The 17,561-nt window shown below is 68.4% G+C and carries 13 protein-coding genes; 7 read left to right on the top strand and 6 right to left on the bottom strand.

Going from position 1 to position 17,561, the window contains the following annotated elements:
* Positions 1-157: 157 nt before the first annotated feature.
* The 3 genes from AC5Y7D_RS07265 to AC5Y7D_RS07275 all read left to right on the top strand — a co-directional run bounded on the left by AC5Y7D_RS07265 (position 158) and on the right by AC5Y7D_RS07275 (position 7,481).
* Positions 158-1,288: a hypothetical protein gene (locus tag AC5Y7D_RS07265; protein ID WP_499922620.1), complete on the top strand. Its 1,131-nt coding sequence runs from the start codon at positions 158-160 to the stop codon at positions 1,286-1,288.
* A 170-nt stretch (positions 1,289-1,458) separates the two neighbouring features.
* On the top strand, positions 1,459-4,776 hold the full coding sequence (locus AC5Y7D_RS07270; protein WP_499922621.1) for a transglutaminase family protein: 3,318 nt from the start codon (positions 1,459-1,461) through the stop codon (positions 4,774-4,776).
* Positions 4,777-4,802: 26 nt separating this feature from the next.
* Positions 4,803-7,481, top strand: a complete 2,679-nt coding sequence (locus AC5Y7D_RS07275; protein WP_499922622.1) for a circularly permuted type 2 ATP-grasp protein — start codon at positions 4,803-4,805, stop codon at positions 7,479-7,481.
* A 25-nt stretch (positions 7,482-7,506) separates the two neighbouring features.
* Here AC5Y7D_RS07275 and AC5Y7D_RS07280 read toward each other — a convergent pair whose 3' ends face one another.
* Together AC5Y7D_RS07280 and AC5Y7D_RS07285 are read right to left on the bottom strand one after the other, a co-directional pair.
* Positions 7,507-8,550, bottom strand: coding sequence for a zinc-binding metallopeptidase family protein (locus AC5Y7D_RS07280; RefSeq protein WP_499922623.1), 1,044 nt, complete (start codon positions 8,548-8,550; stop codon positions 7,507-7,509).
* Complete coding sequence (locus AC5Y7D_RS07285) at positions 8,543-9,475, bottom strand: transglutaminase family protein (protein WP_499922719.1); 933 nt, start codon at positions 9,473-9,475, stop codon at positions 8,543-8,545. Before AC5Y7D_RS07285 ends, AC5Y7D_RS07280 begins: the two co-directional genes overlap by 8 nt.
* A gap of 147 nt (positions 9,476-9,622) precedes the next feature.
* Between AC5Y7D_RS07285 and AC5Y7D_RS07290 the strand changes: the two genes are divergently transcribed.
* Complete coding sequence (locus tag AC5Y7D_RS07290) at positions 9,623-10,870, top strand: esterase/lipase family protein (protein WP_499922624.1); 1,248 nt, start codon at positions 9,623-9,625, stop codon at positions 10,868-10,870.
* Between the two features lie 55 nt (positions 10,871-10,925).
* Complete coding sequence (locus tag AC5Y7D_RS07295; protein WP_499922625.1) at positions 10,926-11,315, top strand: MmcQ/YjbR family DNA-binding protein; 390 nt, start codon at positions 10,926-10,928, stop codon at positions 11,313-11,315.
* A gap of 3 nt (positions 11,316-11,318) precedes the next feature.
* Here AC5Y7D_RS07295 and AC5Y7D_RS07300 read toward each other — a convergent pair whose 3' ends face one another.
* From AC5Y7D_RS07300 to aspS, 4 genes are all read right to left on the bottom strand, one after another.
* Positions 11,319-12,371, bottom strand: coding sequence for an FUSC family protein (locus AC5Y7D_RS07300; protein WP_499922626.1), 1,053 nt, complete (start codon positions 12,369-12,371; stop codon positions 11,319-11,321).
* A gap of 100 nt (positions 12,372-12,471) precedes the next feature.
* Complete coding sequence (locus AC5Y7D_RS07305) at positions 12,472-13,491, bottom strand: FUSC family protein (RefSeq protein WP_499922627.1); 1,020 nt, start codon at positions 13,489-13,491, stop codon at positions 12,472-12,474.
* A 71-nt stretch (positions 13,492-13,562) separates the two neighbouring features.
* Positions 13,563-13,997 carry a nitroreductase family deazaflavin-dependent oxidoreductase gene (locus AC5Y7D_RS07310; protein ID WP_499922628.1) on the bottom strand — a complete coding sequence of 145 codons (435 nt, stop codon included), beginning with the start codon at positions 13,995-13,997 and terminating at the stop codon, positions 13,563-13,565.
* 27 nt (positions 13,998-14,024) lie between these two features.
* Complete coding sequence (aspS, locus tag AC5Y7D_RS07315) at positions 14,025-15,839, bottom strand: aspartate--tRNA ligase (RefSeq protein ID WP_499922722.1); 1,815 nt, start codon at positions 15,837-15,839, stop codon at positions 14,025-14,027.
* Between the two features lie 47 nt (positions 15,840-15,886).
* Here aspS and AC5Y7D_RS07320 point away from each other — a divergent pair, with 47 nt between their 5' ends.
* Both AC5Y7D_RS07320 and AC5Y7D_RS07325 read left to right on the top strand, forming a co-directional pair.
* Positions 15,887-16,783 (top strand): oxidoreductase, encoded by an 897-nt coding sequence (locus tag AC5Y7D_RS07320; protein ID WP_499922724.1) that lies wholly within the window; start codon positions 15,887-15,889, stop codon positions 16,781-16,783.
* 237 nt (positions 16,784-17,020) lie between these two features.
* The gene (locus tag AC5Y7D_RS07325; protein WP_499922629.1) at positions 17,021-17,524 is read left to right on the top strand and encodes an SRPBCC family protein; all 504 of its coding nucleotides are present in this window, start codon (positions 17,021-17,023) and stop codon (positions 17,522-17,524) included.
* The last annotated feature ends 37 nt before the right edge of the window (positions 17,525-17,561 follow it).

Genomic DNA, 17,561 nt, shown 5'->3' on the forward strand with positions numbered 1-17,561 from the left:
CACGCAACGCAGACACGTCGGGCCATCGGACGCCAACCCCCGATCGCCTGTCCAACCCGGCCGCCACCAATGCGCGCATCACGGGCGGACATTTGCTAAGTTCCCGTTTGCTACGCCCGGATCGGACCAGAGCGAACTACGAGGCACAAGGAAAGCCATGAGCCAGCCGCCAGAATATTCAGGCAACCCGGCCGACCCACAGGGCGGCAACCCGCAGGGCTACCCGCCCCCGCCACCTCACGGCTCGCCGCCACCGCCGCCTCCCGGTTACGGCGCCCCGCCACCACCCCCGCCCGGTTACGGCGCGCCTCCGCCGCAGCCGGATTACGGTCAGCCGCCAGGTTCCGGCGGCTACCAGGCGCCCGGCTACGGCACCCCGCCGCCGCCTCCGCCACCACCGGGTTACGGCGCCCCACCACCGGGTTACGGCGCCCCGCCGCAGGGGTACGGCGCCCCGCCGCAGGGCTACCCGCCCCAGGGTTACCCGCCCCAGGCAGGGTTCGGCGGCGGGCCGGGGGGTCCCCCGTTCAGCGTGGGGGACGCCTTCAACTGGTCGTGGGGCAAGTTCAAGAACAACGCCGCGGCGCTGGCGGCGCCCGTCGCCATCTACTTCCTGATCCTGGGTGCCGTGATCGGCATTCCGCTGGCGATCGCGTTCGCGACCTCCGAGACCACGACCACCACCACCGACTACGGGTATGGCGTCAGCTACGAGGCGACCAGCACCAGCTTCGGGGTGATCAGCTGGATCGTGATGACCCTCGGCATCATTCTCGCGCTGCTTGTCGCAACGTTCTTGCAGGCCGGACTCACCACCGCGGCCCTGGACCTCGCGGACGGCCGTCCGGTGAGCATGGCGACGTTCTTCAAGCCACGCAATGTGGGCGGCGTGCTGCTGACCTTCCTGCTGATAGTCGTCGCCTCCTCGCTGTTGTCGTGCACCGTCATCGGACCGCTGGTCATCGCCTTCTTCACCCAGTTCGCCGTGGCGTTTGTCGTCGACAAGTCCCTGTCGCCGATCGACGCCATCAAGGCCAGCGTGGCGACAGTGCGGGCCAACCTCGGGCCCAGCGCATTGTCCTGGCTGGTGCAGTACGCGGCGGTGGCAGTAGGCCAGCTCGCCTGCTACGTCGGCCTGGTTGTGGGAGCCCCGGTGGCGGCGCTGGTCCAGGTCTACACCTACCGCAAGCTGACCGGTGGCCAGGTCGCCGAGCTGGAACAGCCCGGAACGGGCGGCTACCCGTCGGGCCCGCCGCCCGGGCAGTATCCGCCGCAGCAGTACGCCTAACCGCGCTCGCCGGCCACAGCGGGGTCGCGACCAAGCTGTGACCAGCGGTAAAGCGATCGAAACAGGAAGTTCACACGCCGCGGCCGAAACTGCGAACAACAGCCGCCCGCAACGCAAGCCACCCCGGCGCGCGCTGCGGGCGGCTGTCTCTTGTGATGGGATCAGCACTTATGAGCATCAAAGTTGCACTGGAGCACCGCACCAGTTACACCTTTGACAAGCTGGTCCAGATCTACCCGCACGTGGTGCGGCTACGCCCGGCGCCGCACTGCCGCACGCCCATCGAGGCCTATTCCCTGCGGGTCGAACCGGCTGAACATTTCATCAACTGGCAGCAGGACGCGCTGGGCAATTTTCTGGCGCGCCTGGTGTTTCCCAAGCCCAGCCGCGAGCTGACCATCGCCGTGGGCCTGATCGCCGACCTCAAGGTGATCAATCCGTTCGACTTCTTCATCGAAGATTGGGCCGAGACGTGGCGTCCGGACAGGTCGCTGTATCCCAAAGCGCTGGCCGACGACCTCGAGCCGTACCTGCGGCCCGTCGACGAAGACGGTGACGGTTCCGGACCGGGCGACCTTGCACAGGCCTGGGTGCGCAACTTCTCGGTCCCCGACGGCACGCGCACCATCGACTTCCTGGTCGCACTGAACCGGGCGATCAACGTCGACGTCACCTACAGCCTGCGCATGGAGCCGGGTGTCCAGACACCGGATTACACGCTGCGCAGCGGCGTGGGTTCGTGCCGCGACTCGGCATGGCTGCTGGTGTCGATCCTGCGACAGCTGGGGCTGGCCGCCCGGTTCGTCTCGGGCTATCTCGTCCAGCTGGCCTCCGATGTGGAGGCTCTCGACGGGCCGTCGGGTCCGGCCGCCGATTTCACCGACCTGCACGCGTGGACGGAGGTGTACATCCCCGGCGCGGGCTGGATCGGGCTGGACCCGACGTCGGGACTCTTCGCCGGCGAAGGACACATCCCGCTGGCCGCCACACCGCACCCTGCCTCAGCGGCGCCGATCACCGGAAACACCGGGCCGTGCGCGTCGGTGCTGGAGTTCTCCAACACGGTCACCCGCATTCACGAGGACCCGCGTGTCACGCTGCCCTACACCGACGCCGCGTGGGACACGATCTGCGCGGTGGGCCACCAGGTCGACGAGCGACTGGCGGCCGGGGACGTGCGGCTGACCATCGGTGGTGAGCCGACCTTCGTGTCGGTGGACAACCAGGTAGACCCGGAATGGCGGACGGCGGCGGACGGCCCGCACAAGAGGGTGCTGGCATCGGATCTGGCCGCCCGGCTGAAGGCGCAATGGGCGCCGCAGGGCCTGGTGCAGCGCAACCAGGGCAAGTGGTATCCCGGGGAACCGTTGCCGCGCTGGCAGATCGGCCTGTACTGGCGGACCGACGGACGCCCGCTGTGGACCGACGAAGCGCTGTTGGCCGACCCCTGGAGCACCGCTGAAGCCGACCCGGTCGACATCGAAGCCGCACACGACGTGCTGGCCGGGATCGCCGAGGGCCTGGGGCTGCCCCTATCGCAGGTACGTCCGGCCTTCGAAGACCCGCTGGCCCGGCTGGCCGCCGCGGTGCGGTTGCCGGTGGGCGACGCCGTGGCTCCCGGGGACGACCTGGCTGACGACGGTGCCGCTCGCCGGGCCGAGTTGCTGGCACGCCTGGACGCAGCGGTCACCAACCCGTGCGCCTACGTGCTCCCCCTGCACCGCCACGACGACGGCAGCGGCTGGGCCAGCGCCGACTGGCGACTACGCCGAGGCCGCCTGGTACTGACCGAGGGTGATTCGCCGGCCGGTTTACGGCTGCCACTGAACTCGATCAGCTGGGACCCGCCGCCGGCCACGTTCCACGTCGATCCGCTGGCGATCGAAGACCCACTGCCACCGACGGCAACCGGCGCGGCTCTGCTGGTCGACCCGCACGACGCGCCGACTACCGCGCTGGTCGCCGAGGTCCGCGACGGAATGCTCTACATGTTCATGCCGCCCACCGAGGCGCTGGAAGACTTCGTCGACCTGATCGCCCGCATCGAGGCGGCGGTGGCCAAGGTCGACGTCCCGGTGGTAATCGAGGGGTACGGCCCGCCCCCGGATCCCCGGCTGACGTCCACGACGATCACCCCGGACCCGGGCGTCATCGAGGTCAACGTCGCACCGACCGCCAGCTTCGACGAACAGCGCCGACAACTGGAAACCCTCTACGCGCAGGCTCGGCTGGCGCGGCTGTCCACCGAGTCGTTCGACATCGACGGCACCCACGGCGGCACCGGCGGCGGAAACCACATCACCCTGGGCGGTGTCACCCCCTCCGATTCGCCACTGCTGCGGCGCCCCGACCTGCTGGTGTCGCTGCTGACCTACTGGCAGCGACATCCGTCGCTGTCCTACCTGTTCGCCGGGCGGTTCATCGGCACCACCTCGCAGGCACCCCGGGTGGACGAGGGCCGCGCCGAGGCGCTCTACGAATTGGAGATCGCCTTCGCCGAGATCGCTCGGCTCGGTGCCGGCGGGGGCGCCAAGCCATGGATCACCGACCGCGCGCTGCGCCATCTGCTGACCGACATCACCGGAAACACCCACCGCGCCGAATTCTGCATCGACAAGCTCTACAGCCCCGAAGGCCCCCGCGGCCGGCTGGGCCTACTGGAGTTGCGCGGCTTCGAGATGCCGCCGCACCTGCGGATGGCGATGGTGCAGTCGTTGCTGGTGCGCTCGCTCGTGGCCTGGTTCTGGGAGCAGCCGCTGCGTGCCCCGCTGATTCGGCACGGCGCCAATCTGCACGGCCGATACCTGTTGCCGCACTTCCTGATCCACGATATCGCCGACGTCGCGGCCGACCTGCGCACCCAGGGCATCGCGTTCGACACCAGCTGGCTGGACCCGTTCACCGAATTCCGCTTCCCACGCATCGGCACCGCGATCTTCGACGGCGTGGAGATCGAATTGCGCGGCGCCATCGAACCGTGGAACACCCTGGGCGAGGAGTCGACCGCCACCGGCACCGCGCGCTACGTCGATTCGTCGGTCGAACGCGTCCAGGTGCGCATCATCGGCGCGGACCGCCACCGATATGCCGTGACCTGCAACGGCTACCCGGTCCCGCTGTTGGCCACCGACAACCCCGACATCCATGTCGGCGGTGTGCGGTTCAAGGCCTGGCAGCCCCCCAGTGCGCTGCACCCGACCATCTCCACCGATGTTCCGCTGCAGTTCGAGCTCATCGACCTGACGGCCGGCACCTCGCGCGGCGGCTGTACCTACCACGTCGCCCATCCGGGCGGGCGGGCCTATGACGAGCCACCCGTCAACGCCGTGGAAGCCGAATCGCGCCGGGCCCGCCGCTTCGAAGCAACCGGTTTCACCCCCGGCAAATTCGACCTGGCCGGCCTGCGGGAACGGCAGGCCCGATTCTTCACCGACATCGGCGCGCCGGGCATCCTCGACCTGCGGCGCGTGCGTACCGTGCAGCAGTAATGGCGCCTCGCAGAATTGGCACAGCGATGACAGCCGACGTGAGTGGTTCGGCGGCGCCGTCGACCCCGGCAGACATCGATCGCCTGCTGGCCGGATACCGAGCCGCACGCGCTCAAGAAGCCCTCTTCGACCTGCGCCAATCCGGTTCCGGGGGACCCGTCGGGGGTTACGACGAGTTCGTCGACGCCGACGGAGACGTGCGCTCCACCTGGAGAGAGCTGGCCGACACGATCTCCGAGGGAGGCAGGGCCGGACTGGACCGGATGCGCTCGGTGGTCCGCAGCCTGATCGACCACGACGGCATCACCTACACCGGCGTGGACCCGACCCGCGAGCCGCCCGCCGCCGGCCACGGGCCGGAGCCGGTGCCGTGGAACCTGGACACGCTGCCGCTGGTGGTTTCCGCGGCCGACTGGGAGGTGCTGGAATCCGGGCTGGTGCAGCGCTCGCGCCTGCTCGATGCGGTACTCGCCGACCTGTACGGGCCGCGCAGCCTGCTCACCGAGGGGCTGCTGCCCGCCCAGTTGGTCTTCGGCCATCCCGGTTACGTGCGGCCCGCCAACGGAATCAAGGTGCCCGGCCATCACCAGCTGTTCATGCACGGCTGCGACCTGAGCCGGTTGCCGGGCGGCGGGTTCCAGGTCAACGCCGACTGGACGCAGGCGCCCTCGGGCGCCGGGTACGCGCTGGCCGACCGGCGGGTGCTGGCGCACGCGATCCCCGACCTGTACGAACGGATCGCCCCCCGGCCGACCACGCCGTTCGTGCAGGCGTTGCGGCTCGCCCTGATCAGCGCAGCGCCCGACGTGGCCCAGGACCCGGTGGTGGTGGTGCTCAGCCCCGGCATCTACTCCGAGACCGCATTCGACCAGGCGTATCTGGCCACGCTGCTGGGTTTTCCGTTGGTGGAGAGTGCTGACCTGGTGGTACGCGACGGCAAACTGTGGATGCGTTCGCTGGGCACGCTCAAGCGTGTCGACGTGGTGCTGCGCCGGGTCGACGCGCTGTTCGCCGATCCGCTGGATCTGCGCGCCGACTCCCGGCTCGGCGTGGTCGGGCTGGTCGAGGCGCTGCACCGCGGGACGGTGAGCGTGGTCAACACCCTGGGCAGCGGCATTCTGGAAAGCCCCGGGCTGCTGCGGTTCCTGCCCGAGATGGCCGAGCGGCTGCTGGGCGAAGACCCCTTGCTGCCCACCGCACCGGTGTACTGGGGCGGCATCCCCGGCGAACTCTCCCATCTGTTGGCCAACCTGTCGTCACTGCTGATCAAACCCACCGACGGCGGGGAAACCCTGGTCGGGCCGACGCTTTCGTCCGCGCAGCTGACCGAGCTGGCGGCGCGCATCGAGGCGGTGCCGTGGCGGTGGGCGGGCCAGGAGCTGCCGACGTTCTCGTGGGCGCCCACCGACCACGCCGGCGTGTTGTCCTCGGCCGGTGCCGGAATGCGGCTGTTCACCGTGGCACAGCGCAGCGGCTATGCACCCATGATCGGCGGCCTGGGCTATGTGGTGGCACCCGAACCGGATGCCTATACGCTGAAAATGGCTGCGGCCAAGGACATTTGGGTGCGCCCGACGGAACGGGCGACCGCCGAGAAGGTGGTCTCGCTGCCGTCGGCGCCGCAACCCGTCAAGAGCGGAGCCGGTACCTGGGCCGTCAGTTCACCCCGGGTGCTGTCCGACCTGTTCTGGATGGGGCGCTACGGCGAGCGGGCGGAGAACATGGCCCGGTTGCTGATCGTGGCCCGCGAGCGTTATCACGTGTACCGCCATCATCAGGACACCGAAGAAAGCGAGTGCGTGCCGGTCCTGATGGCCGCGCTGGGCCAGATCACCGGGACCGACACCGGGGCCACCGAAGGGGGTGACTCGGACAAGGCCGAAATGATCGCCGTGGCGCCCTCGATGCTGTGGTCGATGACGGTGGACCTGGACCGGCCGGGATCGCTGATCCAGTCGGTGGAGGGTCTGGCCTTGTGCGCCCGGGCGGTGCGCGACCAGTTGTCCAACGACACCTGGATGGTGCTGGCCAACGTGGAACGCGCCGTGGCACTGCGTTCTGACCCGCCGCAGTCGCTGGCCGAGGCCGACGCCCTGCTGGCCTCGGCCCAGTCACAGGCCCTGGCCGGCATGCTGACGCTGTCCGGGGTGGCCGGCGAGTCGATGGTGCACGACGTCGGCTGGACGATGATGGACATCGGTAAGCGCATCGAACGGGGTCTGTGGCTGACCGCGTTGCTGGCCGACACCCTGACCGCGGTGCGCGGCACCGTTGCCGAACAGTCCGTCGTGGAGGCGATGCTGGAGGCCTGCGAGTCCTCGGTGATCTACCGGCGGCGCACCCTGGGCAAGGTCAGCATCGCCGCGGTGACCGACCTGATGCTCTTCGATGCGCAGAACCCGCGATCGCTGCTCTTCCAGCTCGAGCGGCTGCGCACCAACCTCAAAGAACTGCCCGGATCGTCGGGGTCCTCGCGCCCGGAACGGTTGATCGACGAGATCAGCACCCGCCTGCGCCGCTCGGATCCGGCCGAGCTGGAAGAGATCACCGACGGGAGCCGCGAGGAGCTGGCGGAGCTGCTGGGCGCGGTGCATGCCGCCCTGCGGGACCTGTCCGACGCGATCACCGCGACACAGCTGGCCCTGCCCGGCGGCATGCAGCCGCTGTGGGGCGGACCCGACGAACGCCGCACGATGCCGGCGTAGGTCGGGGTCTGCGGGGTGACGCGACTCAGCCGGCCGCCTGCAGCTGTGCCGTCACCTCTTCGATCACGGTGTGCACGAACTGCATCTTGTCCAGCACCGCCGGCGGCAGCACGAACGGATACAGGTCGTCATGTCCCATAGACCGGTTCACCATGTTCAGTGACCACGACAGCGGCAGCCACATCTCGATGATGGTCGGAAATGCGCTGGGGCCCAACGGCGGTCGGTCGAAGGTGGCGGCAGCCGGAGCCAGGCCGCAGGACGCCGAGGTGTCCAGGGTGTCCCGGATGTGCAGGTAGTGGGCGAACGTTTCGGCCCAGTCCTCGGCCGGATGCATGGTCGCGTAGGACGAGACGAACGTCTCCTGCCAGCCCTGCGGCGCACCCTCGCTGTAGTGACGATCCAGGGCGGCTTGGTAGTCCGCGTCGGGATCGCCGAACAACTCGTTGAATCGCTGCAGATACTCGGGCGACCTGATCAGCCGATAGAAGTAGTAGTGCCCTACCTCGTGGCGGAAGTGCCCGAGCAGAGTGCGGTACGGCTCTTCCATCTCCACTCGGAGCTGCTCGCGGTGCACATCGTCACCCTCGGCCAAATCCAGTGTGATGACGCCGTTTTCGTGCCCGGTGATCACCTGCTCGTGCGCGCTGGAAAGCAGCCGGAACGCCAGTCCGTAGTCCGGATCCTGGTCGCGTCCGATGATCGGCAGCTTCAGCTCGTTGAGCTCGGCCACCAGTCGCCGCTTGGCCGCCTCGGCGCGGGCGAACTCCGCCAACCCGACGGTGTCGTTGTCGTTGGGCCGTTCGATCGTCAACGCACACGACGCACACAGTCCGCCCGGATGACCGACCGGGACTATCCAGTTGCATTCGGCGACATACAGGTTCGCGCACAGCTGGTATTCGTTGCCGGCTACGGCGCCGGCGTGGTCGCTGTTCTCGTCGCGCTTGGCGATCACCAGCAGCGCCATCTGATCCAGCGAGAACCCCAGCGCGCTGCCGCACGACAGGCACTCGGAGTTCTCGAACGCCAGACGCTGGCCGCAGTTGGGGCAGTGGAAGTCACGCATGCAGAGCATCCCCTTCGAATGGGACGACATCGACGCCGACGTCGATCACACTGCGCTTGGAGTTGGTGTAGATGATGCCGCGCAACGGGGGCACGTCCGCGTAGTCGCGGCCGCGGCCGACCACGATGTAGCGCTGGTCGACCAGTTGATCGTTGGTGGGATCGAGTCCCAGCCATTCGAACTGCCCTGGCTGCTGCGGCGTCCACACCGACGCCCAGGCGTGGGTGGCGTCAATGCCTATCATTCGGTCCTTTCCGGGGGGCGGGTCGGTAGCCAGGTACCCGGACACGTAGCAGGCCGCCAACCCATTGGCGCGCAGGCAGGCGATCGCCAACCGCGCGAAGTCCTGGCATACCCCCTCCCGGGCCGTCAGAACCTCATTGACGCGGGTGGAAACGGTTGTGGACCCCGAACGGTAGGTGAAGTCGCGGAAGATTCGCGATGCCAGGTCTCGCAGCACCTCGACCAGTGGCCGGCCGGGCTCGAAGCTGGGCGCCGCGTACTCCCGCACATCGTCGGTGATCTCCGGCGGTGTCAGGTCGAGCGCGAAGTCGGTGACCAATGCTCCCTGCGCGCCGCTGGGCCGCGCGTTCTCCCACGGTTGCAGCGCCGGCCCGGTGCTGTGGAGCCCGGTCGCCCGGGGCGCGACGTCGACGATCGAGTCGCTGGTGATGGTCAAAGCGCGGTGCGGTTCGGTGACGTGGAAATACGAACTGATGTTGCCGTAGGTGTCGCGGCTGGTGGAGCTGTCGGCCGGCGCCGGGTCGACGATCAGTTCGTGCGCCACGCAGCGCTGTCGCATGGAGTCCCGCGGGGTGAGGAATCCTCGCCCGTACGAACTGGTCACCACGTCGGAATAGCGATATTGGGTGCGATGCGTGACCCGGTAGCGTTTCGCGGCAGGTGGGGCCGACCAGCCGTTCAACTCCTCAGACGGCAACGACGATCCTCCCCTGTCGGCGGGTGGCGGCAAGCCTAACTCACATCACATCGTGACAAGGTTGTACTCCCTGCCCAAACGGGAACCCCGCCTGCCAGCTGCCGTTCTTGCAATCGGAAAAGGGGTTGGCTCGTGCAGGGACACGAAATCAGGTCGCTGGCCGATCTGGCGGGCGAAGGCACCCGGGTGCTGACGACACTGGTCCGCGATATGCACCGCGGCATCGCCAGTCGCGTCTTCACGTCGATCGGCCCGGCGGCCGCCCCCGTGCGGGTGATCCACGACACCACCGCGTCCACCGTCTACAGCCTGGTGGACAACGCGGTCCGGGGGTCCCTGTACGGGGCGGGCGCGCTGGCCGCGCACGCATGGGGCACCGAGGACGACGAGACCGTTGCGGCGCGTCCGCGGGTCGCCGCGGCCCTCGCAGCGCTCAACGGCATTTACGGCGATGAGCTGACCAACCGGGAGAACGGTTTCGCGCTGCGCATGCAGATCCGGCGCAAGGGTCAGCCCGTCGCACTCACCGCGGACGCTATCGCGGAGGCTTTCCCGCAGGCCACCGGGCGGATCGCGGTGTTCGTCCACGGCTGGTGCATGACCGAACGGTCGTGGTGGCGCCCACCGCGCACCGGCCACACGATGCGCCCGTACGGCAAACGACTGCGCAAGGACCTCGGTTTCACCCCGGTCTACCTGCGCTACAACAGCGGCCTGCACATCTCCGAGAACGGCCAGGAACTGGCCGGACTGCTGCACCGACTGCACGCGCTGTGGCCGACGCCGCTGCACGACGTCGTCCTGGTCGGCCATTCCATGGGCGGGCTGGTATCGCGCAGCGCCTGCCATTACGGACGTGAGCTGTCGCATGACTGGACCGGCGCCGTCCGGCATGTGGTGTGCCTGGGCTCCCCACACCTGGGCGCTGACCTGGAAAAGGGTGTCAACATGGCAGCCTGGGCGCTGGCAAAACTGCCTGAAACCCGAGGCCTGGCAACGTTTCTCAACACCCGCAGTGCAGGTGTGAAGGACCTGCGGTTCGGCGCTCTGGTGCACGAGGACTGGCGCGACTGCGACCCCGACGAGTTCCTGCGCGACCGATGCCGGGAGGTCCCCTTTCTGCCCCAGGCGATCTACCACTTCGTCTCCACCACCGCCGCGCCGCGCGCGGTCGGCCTGCTCATGGGCGACCACCTGGTGCGCCCGCACAGCGCGGCAGGACACGGCCGTTCCCGGAAGGTTCCGTTCGACGCCGCCCACGGGCTCACCTTGACCGGCCTCAATCACTTCGACCTGCTCAACCATCCGTCGATCTACGAAAAACTGGTGGCCTGGCTCAACCAGTCCCATGTGCCGGCGCAATCGACATCCGTCGGTTGAGCGCGGCACCTGCGCGACGTAGCAGAACGAGGGCTCCGGAGCGCACAATCGACAGGTGGCCACCTGGGATGACGTGGCCCGCATCGTCGGTGAACTGCCACTGACCACCGAGCAGTCACCGCGCGACTGGCGGGTCGGCAAGAAGTTGATGGCGTGGGAGCGGCCGCTGCGCAAATCCGACATCGAGGCGCTGACCCGCAACGGGGTGGCGCCGCCGGCCGGCGACATCCTGGGTGTCCGGGTGCCCGACGAGGGCGTGAAGCTGGCGCTGATCGCCGACGAGCCGGAGGTGTATTTCACCACGCCGCACTTCGACGGCTACCCCGCGGTGCTGGTCAGACTGGCCGAGATCAGCGTCGGCGACCTTACGGAGCTGATCACCGAGGCGTGGCTGACGCAGGCGCCGAAGCAGTTGGTCAAGGAGTTCCTCGCCAGGTCCCGGTGAGTGTCAGCGGCCGGGACAGTCGATGACCGCCTGCAGGTCCACAATGCAGGTCCGGACGATCTCGGCGAGCACCACCTCGCTTCGGTCCCGGGCGCCCGATTCCAGGGCCGCAACGTGATTACGCGCCACGTCCAGATGCGCGACCGCGGCCGCCACATCCGAGTCGGCGGCGGACATCGCTTGCGCCAGTTCACCGACCGCGGCGTGTAACGGCTCGGCCAGCCAGTCCTCGACGGGCAGCGTGATGGCCCTGGCAAGCTGCAACACGGTACTGGCCAGCAGACCCAGTCGGGCGGCATGGTGGTCGACGTCGGCCAGCGTCTGTCGCATCGCGACCCGCAGCGGCGCCCTGCGCACGATCAGCCGCGCCGTGCTGCGAGCCTCGATGAGCGCGCCCAGTTGGTTGTGCAACCGGTCAACGCAGGCCAACGGCCAGTCCGCATCGGCGTGCCGGGGATCGTCGATCACCAGCGCAATTTGGACGAGGGTGTCGTGCAATGCCGTCAATACGCCGGCGCGGGCACCGACCAGCACCGTCACCGGATTGGCCGGAAAAAGCAGAATGCTGAACACGATGGCCAGTCCGCCACCGATCAGGGCATCGAAGAGCCGCTCGGCCACCAATCCCCCGCTGTGCGCGAAGACCAGCACCAGAATCGCCGAGACGCCCGTCTGGTTGACGAACATCAGACCCTGGCCGATGAAACCTCGTCCAACCAGCACCGCAGAACCCAGCGCGAGGAATACCGCGACGCCGAAGGCCAGCCAGTCGTTGCCCAGCATGGCCTCCACACCGCCGCCGATCACGATGCCCAGCGCGACGCCGATGATCATCTGCGCGGCCCGCCGGGCACGCAACACGTTGGTCGCCGACATGCACACCACCGCGGCGATCGGCGCGAAGAACGGCTGCGGGTGGTGCAACACGTCATGGGTGAGGTACCACGCGACGCCGGCCGCGACCGACGTCTGAATGATCGGCCACAACGCGACGCGCATTCGCTGGGCGGCCTCATGACCGCCGGCTACCGCCCTGTTGCGCAGCGAAGTGCTCATGACGCCCATCTAATCTGACTTCGAAGTCCGGCTCCGGGTAGCCGGTGGACGGCTCAACTACCGGCCCGCTGTTCGAGTTTGCCGGCTACTGCGAGGTCGATCACCTGCAGTACGTCGTCGACGCAGGTCGCCACCGCCTCCGCCAGCACCGCATCGGCCTGGTCGCGCGCGCCGAGGCCATCACCGCAGCGCTGCGCCGGGCAGCTGACGCATGCGCGGCGGCGGCCGCGGGATCGGTGTCGGCCGCGGCTGTCGCCGCGGCAAGCTCGTCGATCGCCGAGTGCAGGCCGGCGGGAAGCCGCTCATCGTCGGCGGCTGCGACCACGCGGGCCAGATGCAGCGCCGACCCGGCGAGCACGGCCACCCGAACCGTCTGCAATTCGGCAGTGTGCGCCCGCTCGCGCACCTTCCACCGCCGCGGCGCCAGCAGGGTCTGACGGGCGGAAATGCGCGCCTGGATGAGCATCCCCTGCAACTGGTTCACCCGATCGAAGTCCGCCAACTGCCACCCCGGCGAGGCCGTGCCGTCGATCACGGCGGCCGTATGCCCGAAGACGTCGCGCACGGCGGACAGCAGGTCGGTGCGGGCGTTGCGCAGCACCTTCAACGGGTTGCCCGGAAAGAGCAGGGCGGCGAAGACGATGGCCAGGCCACCGCCGATCAGGGTGTCTTCCAGGCGCTCGATGACGTCACCGGTGCGAGATACCGCGATGACCAGCGTCGCAGAGACGGTGATCTGGTTGAAGAACATCAGGCCCGCAGCGATGTAGCCGTGCCCGATCAGCACCGCACCGCTGAGCGAGATCAGCACCGCTACGGCGATCGCGATCGGGCCGGTGCCCAGCACCGTCTGCACCGCCGCGCCCAGGCCGATGCCGAACGTGACCCCGACGATCATCTGGACGGCGCGCTGGGTGCGCAGTACGTCGCTGGCCGACAGGCACACCGCCGCGGCGATGGGCGCGAAGAACGGCTGACGATGGCCGACCACCTCGTGCGCCACGAACCACGCGAGCCCGGCGGCTATTGCGGTCTGCGTGATCGGCCACAACACCGAACGCAGCCGCCGCAGCGCGGCGCCGCCGCTTCCGGTGATCTTGGCAAGCAGCACAGCACTCATGACGCTTGCTTACCGCACCACGGCCGCGCGGTGTTATGCAGCCACCTTCCCCGCGCGTCCGCCGGCCCGATTCAGGCGCGCCGCAGCTCGAACAGCGGAATCACTCGGCTGGTCTTGGCCTGGTATTCGGCGAATCCGGGCGCTGCAGCGGCGATCTCGGCGAAGACCTCGTCCCGCTCGGCGCGGTCCAACTCGTGCGCGGTGACGTCGTAAGCGTCGGTACCGATCTCGATGCGTGCGGCCGGATTCGCCCTCAAATTGTGCACCCACGCCGGACTGACGGGCGCACCCGCGAACGAGCCGATGATGATCAGCTTGCCGTCGATGCGGAAATAGGCCAGGGGCGAAATGCGGGGCTGGCCGGATTTGGCGCCGGTGGTGGTGAGCAACAGCAGATCGGCATTGGCGAACTGACCGCCGACCTTGCCACCGTTGGTCCGGAATTCCTCGACGATGCCGTCGTTGAAGGCCTTGATCATCTCGACGTCCGGCATGCCGTCAGTCATGGCGGCGCTCCTCATCGGTACGCGGAATCATGCTCCCTGAACCGTCTTGGGTTTGGCGTCTATTCCCGACTCCTTGCGCTGCTGGGCCGTGATGGGCGCCGGCGCATCGGTGAGCGGGTCGACGCCACCGCCGGTCTTGGGGAAGGCGATCACCTCGCGGATCGAGTCGACGCGGGACAGCAGCGCGTTGATCCGGTCCCAGCCGAAGGCGATCCCACCGTGCGGCGGCGCTCCAAAGGTGAACGCTTCCAATAAGAATCCGAACTTCCGCTCGGCCTCGGCCTGGTCCAACCCCATCACGGCGAACACCCGTTCCTGGATGTCGCGCCGATGGATACGAATCGAGCCGCCGCCGATCTCGTTGCCGTTGCACACGATGTCGTAGGCATCGGCCAGCACGGCGCCGGGGTCGGCTTCGATGCTGTCCACGTGCTCCGGTTTGGGCGAGGTGAAGGCGTGGTGCACCGCCGTCCACGCGCCCGCGCCAACAGCCACGTCACCCGAGGCGGTGGCGTCCTCGGCCGGCTCGAACAACGGCGGGTCGACGATCCAGACGAACGCCCACGCGTCTGGGTCGATCAGCCCAAGCCGGTGCGCAATCTCCGTGCGCGCGGCGCCCAGCAGCGCCCGGGACCCCTTGACCGGGCCCGCCGAGAAGAAGATGCAGTCCCCCCGCTCAGCGCCGACATGGGCGGCCAGGCCGTCGCGTTCGACCTCGGACAGGTTCTTGGCCACCGGGCCACCCAGTGTTCCGTCCTCGCCGACCAGCACGTAGGCCAGCCCCCGATGGCCGCGCTGCTTGGCCCACTCCTGCCAGCCGTCTAGTGTGCGGCGCGGTTGCGAGGCACCGCCCGGCATCACCACAGCACCGACATAGGGTGCCTGGAACACGCGAAATGTGGTGTCTTTGAAGAACTCTGCACATTCGACCAATTCCAGCCCAAACCGCAGATCGGGTTTGTCGGACCCGAACCGGCGCATCGCGTCGGCATAGGTCATCCGCGGGATGGGCGTCGGAATCTGGTAACCGATCAATGCCCACAGGGCGGTCAGGATCTCCTCGGAGACCGCGATGACGTCCTCGACGTCAACGAAACTGAGCTCCATGTCCAGCTGGGTGAACTCGGGCTGGCGGTCGGCGCGGAAATCCTCGTCGCGGTAGCAGCGCGCGATCTGGTAGTACCGCTCCATTCCGGCCACCATCAACAGCTGCTTGAACAGCTGCGGGCTCTGCGGCAGCGCGTAGAACGTTCCCGGATGCAGCCGCGCCGGCACCAGGAAGTCGCGCGCGCCTTCCGGCGTGGAACGGGTGATCGTCGGCGTCTCGATCTCGACGAAGTCGTGCCGCGCCAGCACTTCACGGGCCGCGGCATTGACCTTGGAGCGCAACCGAATCGCCGCGGCCGGGCCGTCACGGCGCAAGTCCAGGTAGCGGTACTTGAGGCGCAACTCCTCGCCCGCGGGCTCGTCGAGCTGGAACGGCAGCGGCGCCGACTCGCCGAGCACGGTCAGCGAGCCGGCGTTGACCTCGATCTCACCGGTGGCGATGTCGGGGTTCGCGTTGCCTTCCGGGCGGATCTCGACGACACCGGTGACCGCGATGCAGAACTCCGAGCGCAAGCGGTGCGCGTGGCCGAGCGCCTGTCCCTCGCCAAGGGCGTCACGGAACACCACCTGGGTCACCCCGGAAGCGTCGCGCAGATCGATGAAGATGACGCCGCCGTGGTCACGACGGCGCGCCACCCACCCCGCCAGGGTCACCTGCTGCCCGGCATCGCCTTCCCGTAGCGAACCCGCGGCGTGGCTGCGCAGCACAAATACTCCTTTACGACGGGTGAGAATGACTGCTCAGTCTAAGTGGGCCGGTTCGGACGCGATACGTTGGCTGCATCTCGAACAACATCGCAGTAGTGGGCCCAGGCGCCGTCGGCACGACTGTCGCCGCGCTGCTCTACGCGGCCGGCCACCGGGTGTTGCTCTGCGGCCACCGGCCCCGCCCGGATTCTCAAGGCGTCGAGCTGCGCCCCGACGACGCCGAGCCCATCACGGTGCCAGGCCCGGTGCACACCGACCCCGAGACGGTCAGCGGCCCGGTGGACGTGTTGATCCTCGCGGTCAAAGCCACCCAGAACGGCGCGGCGCGGGCCTGGCTGGCCCGGTTGTGCGACGAGAACACCGTCGTCGCGGTTCTGCAGAACGGTGTGGAGCAGGTCGAACAGGTTGCGCCCCACTGTCGGTCCCCACATGTCATACCCGGCAGCGTGTGGTTCTCGGCGGAGACCCAGCCGGGCGGGTGGGTGCGGTTACGGGGGGAAGCCGCGCTGGTGGTGCCCACCGGGACCGCGGCCGAATCGCTCGCCGAACTGTTGCGCGGCGCGGGATGCCGGGTGGACTGCGACCCCGACTTCGTCACCGTGAACTGGCGCAAACTGCTGATCAACGCGCTGGCCGGGTTCATGGCGCTGTCCGGACGGCGGTCCGGCATGTTCCGGCGGGACGACGTGGCCGAGTTGGGCCGCCGCTATGTGGCGGAGTGCCTGACAGTGGCGCGGGCCGAGGGTGCCCGACTCGGTGACGAGGTGGTCGAGCACCTGGTCGACTCGTTCCGAGCGGTTCCGGAAGACATGGGCACCTCGATCCTGGCCGACCGGGAAGCGCACCGCGCAATGGAATGGGACCTGCGCAACGGGGTGGTCATCCGCAAAGCCCGTGCGCACGGGCTGGCCACCCCGATCAGCGACGTGCTGGTGCCCCTGCTCGCGGCGGCCAGCGACGGCCCCGGCTGAGATGGGATTCGCCGGACTCCTCACTCGCGCCATCGGCGCTCGCCGTCGTCCGGCTCAGGTTCAATTCGCCGGACTCCTCACTCGCGCCATCGGCGCTCGCCGTCGTCCGGCTCAGGTTCAATTCGCCGGACTCCTCACTCGCGCCGTCGGCGCTCGCCGTCGTCCGGCTCAGGTTCAATTCGCCGGACTCCTCACTCGCGCCGTCGGCGCTCGCCGTCGTCCGGCTATGTTTTCCCCATGCATCCCTGCCAGCGCGTCGACCTCGGGTTCATCGAGACTGCGCCCTACCGCTTTCGCAACAGTGTCGATCTCGCAATCACCCCCGAGCAACTGTTCGAGGTGCTGGCCGACGCCGAATCCTGGCCCCGCTGGGCCAAGGTGATCACCAAGGTCACCTGGACAAGTCCGGAGCCACGCGGAATCGGCACCACGCGGGTGGTCCACATGCGTGGCGGCATCGTCGGCGACGAAGAGTTCATCGCCTGGGAGCCGCTGCGCCACATGGCGTTTCGATTCAATGAATGCTCCACCAGAGCGGTCGCGGCGTTCGCCGAGGACTACCGGGTCGAGGTCATTCCGGGCGGCTGTCGACTCACCTGGACCATGGCTCAGCAGCCGGCCCGCGGTGCCGGTCTGGGGATGGCAGTGTTCGGCCCGCTGCTTAACCTGGCGTTGCGCCGGTTCCTGCGCAACCTGCGCACTTATACCGACACCCGATTTGCCGCCACACAGCAGCGATAGGCTGGGTCGGCGCGGGTGAAACTCTAACTCCGGGGAG

It is taken from the genome of Mycobacterium sp. NGS49 (assembly GCF_059812565.1).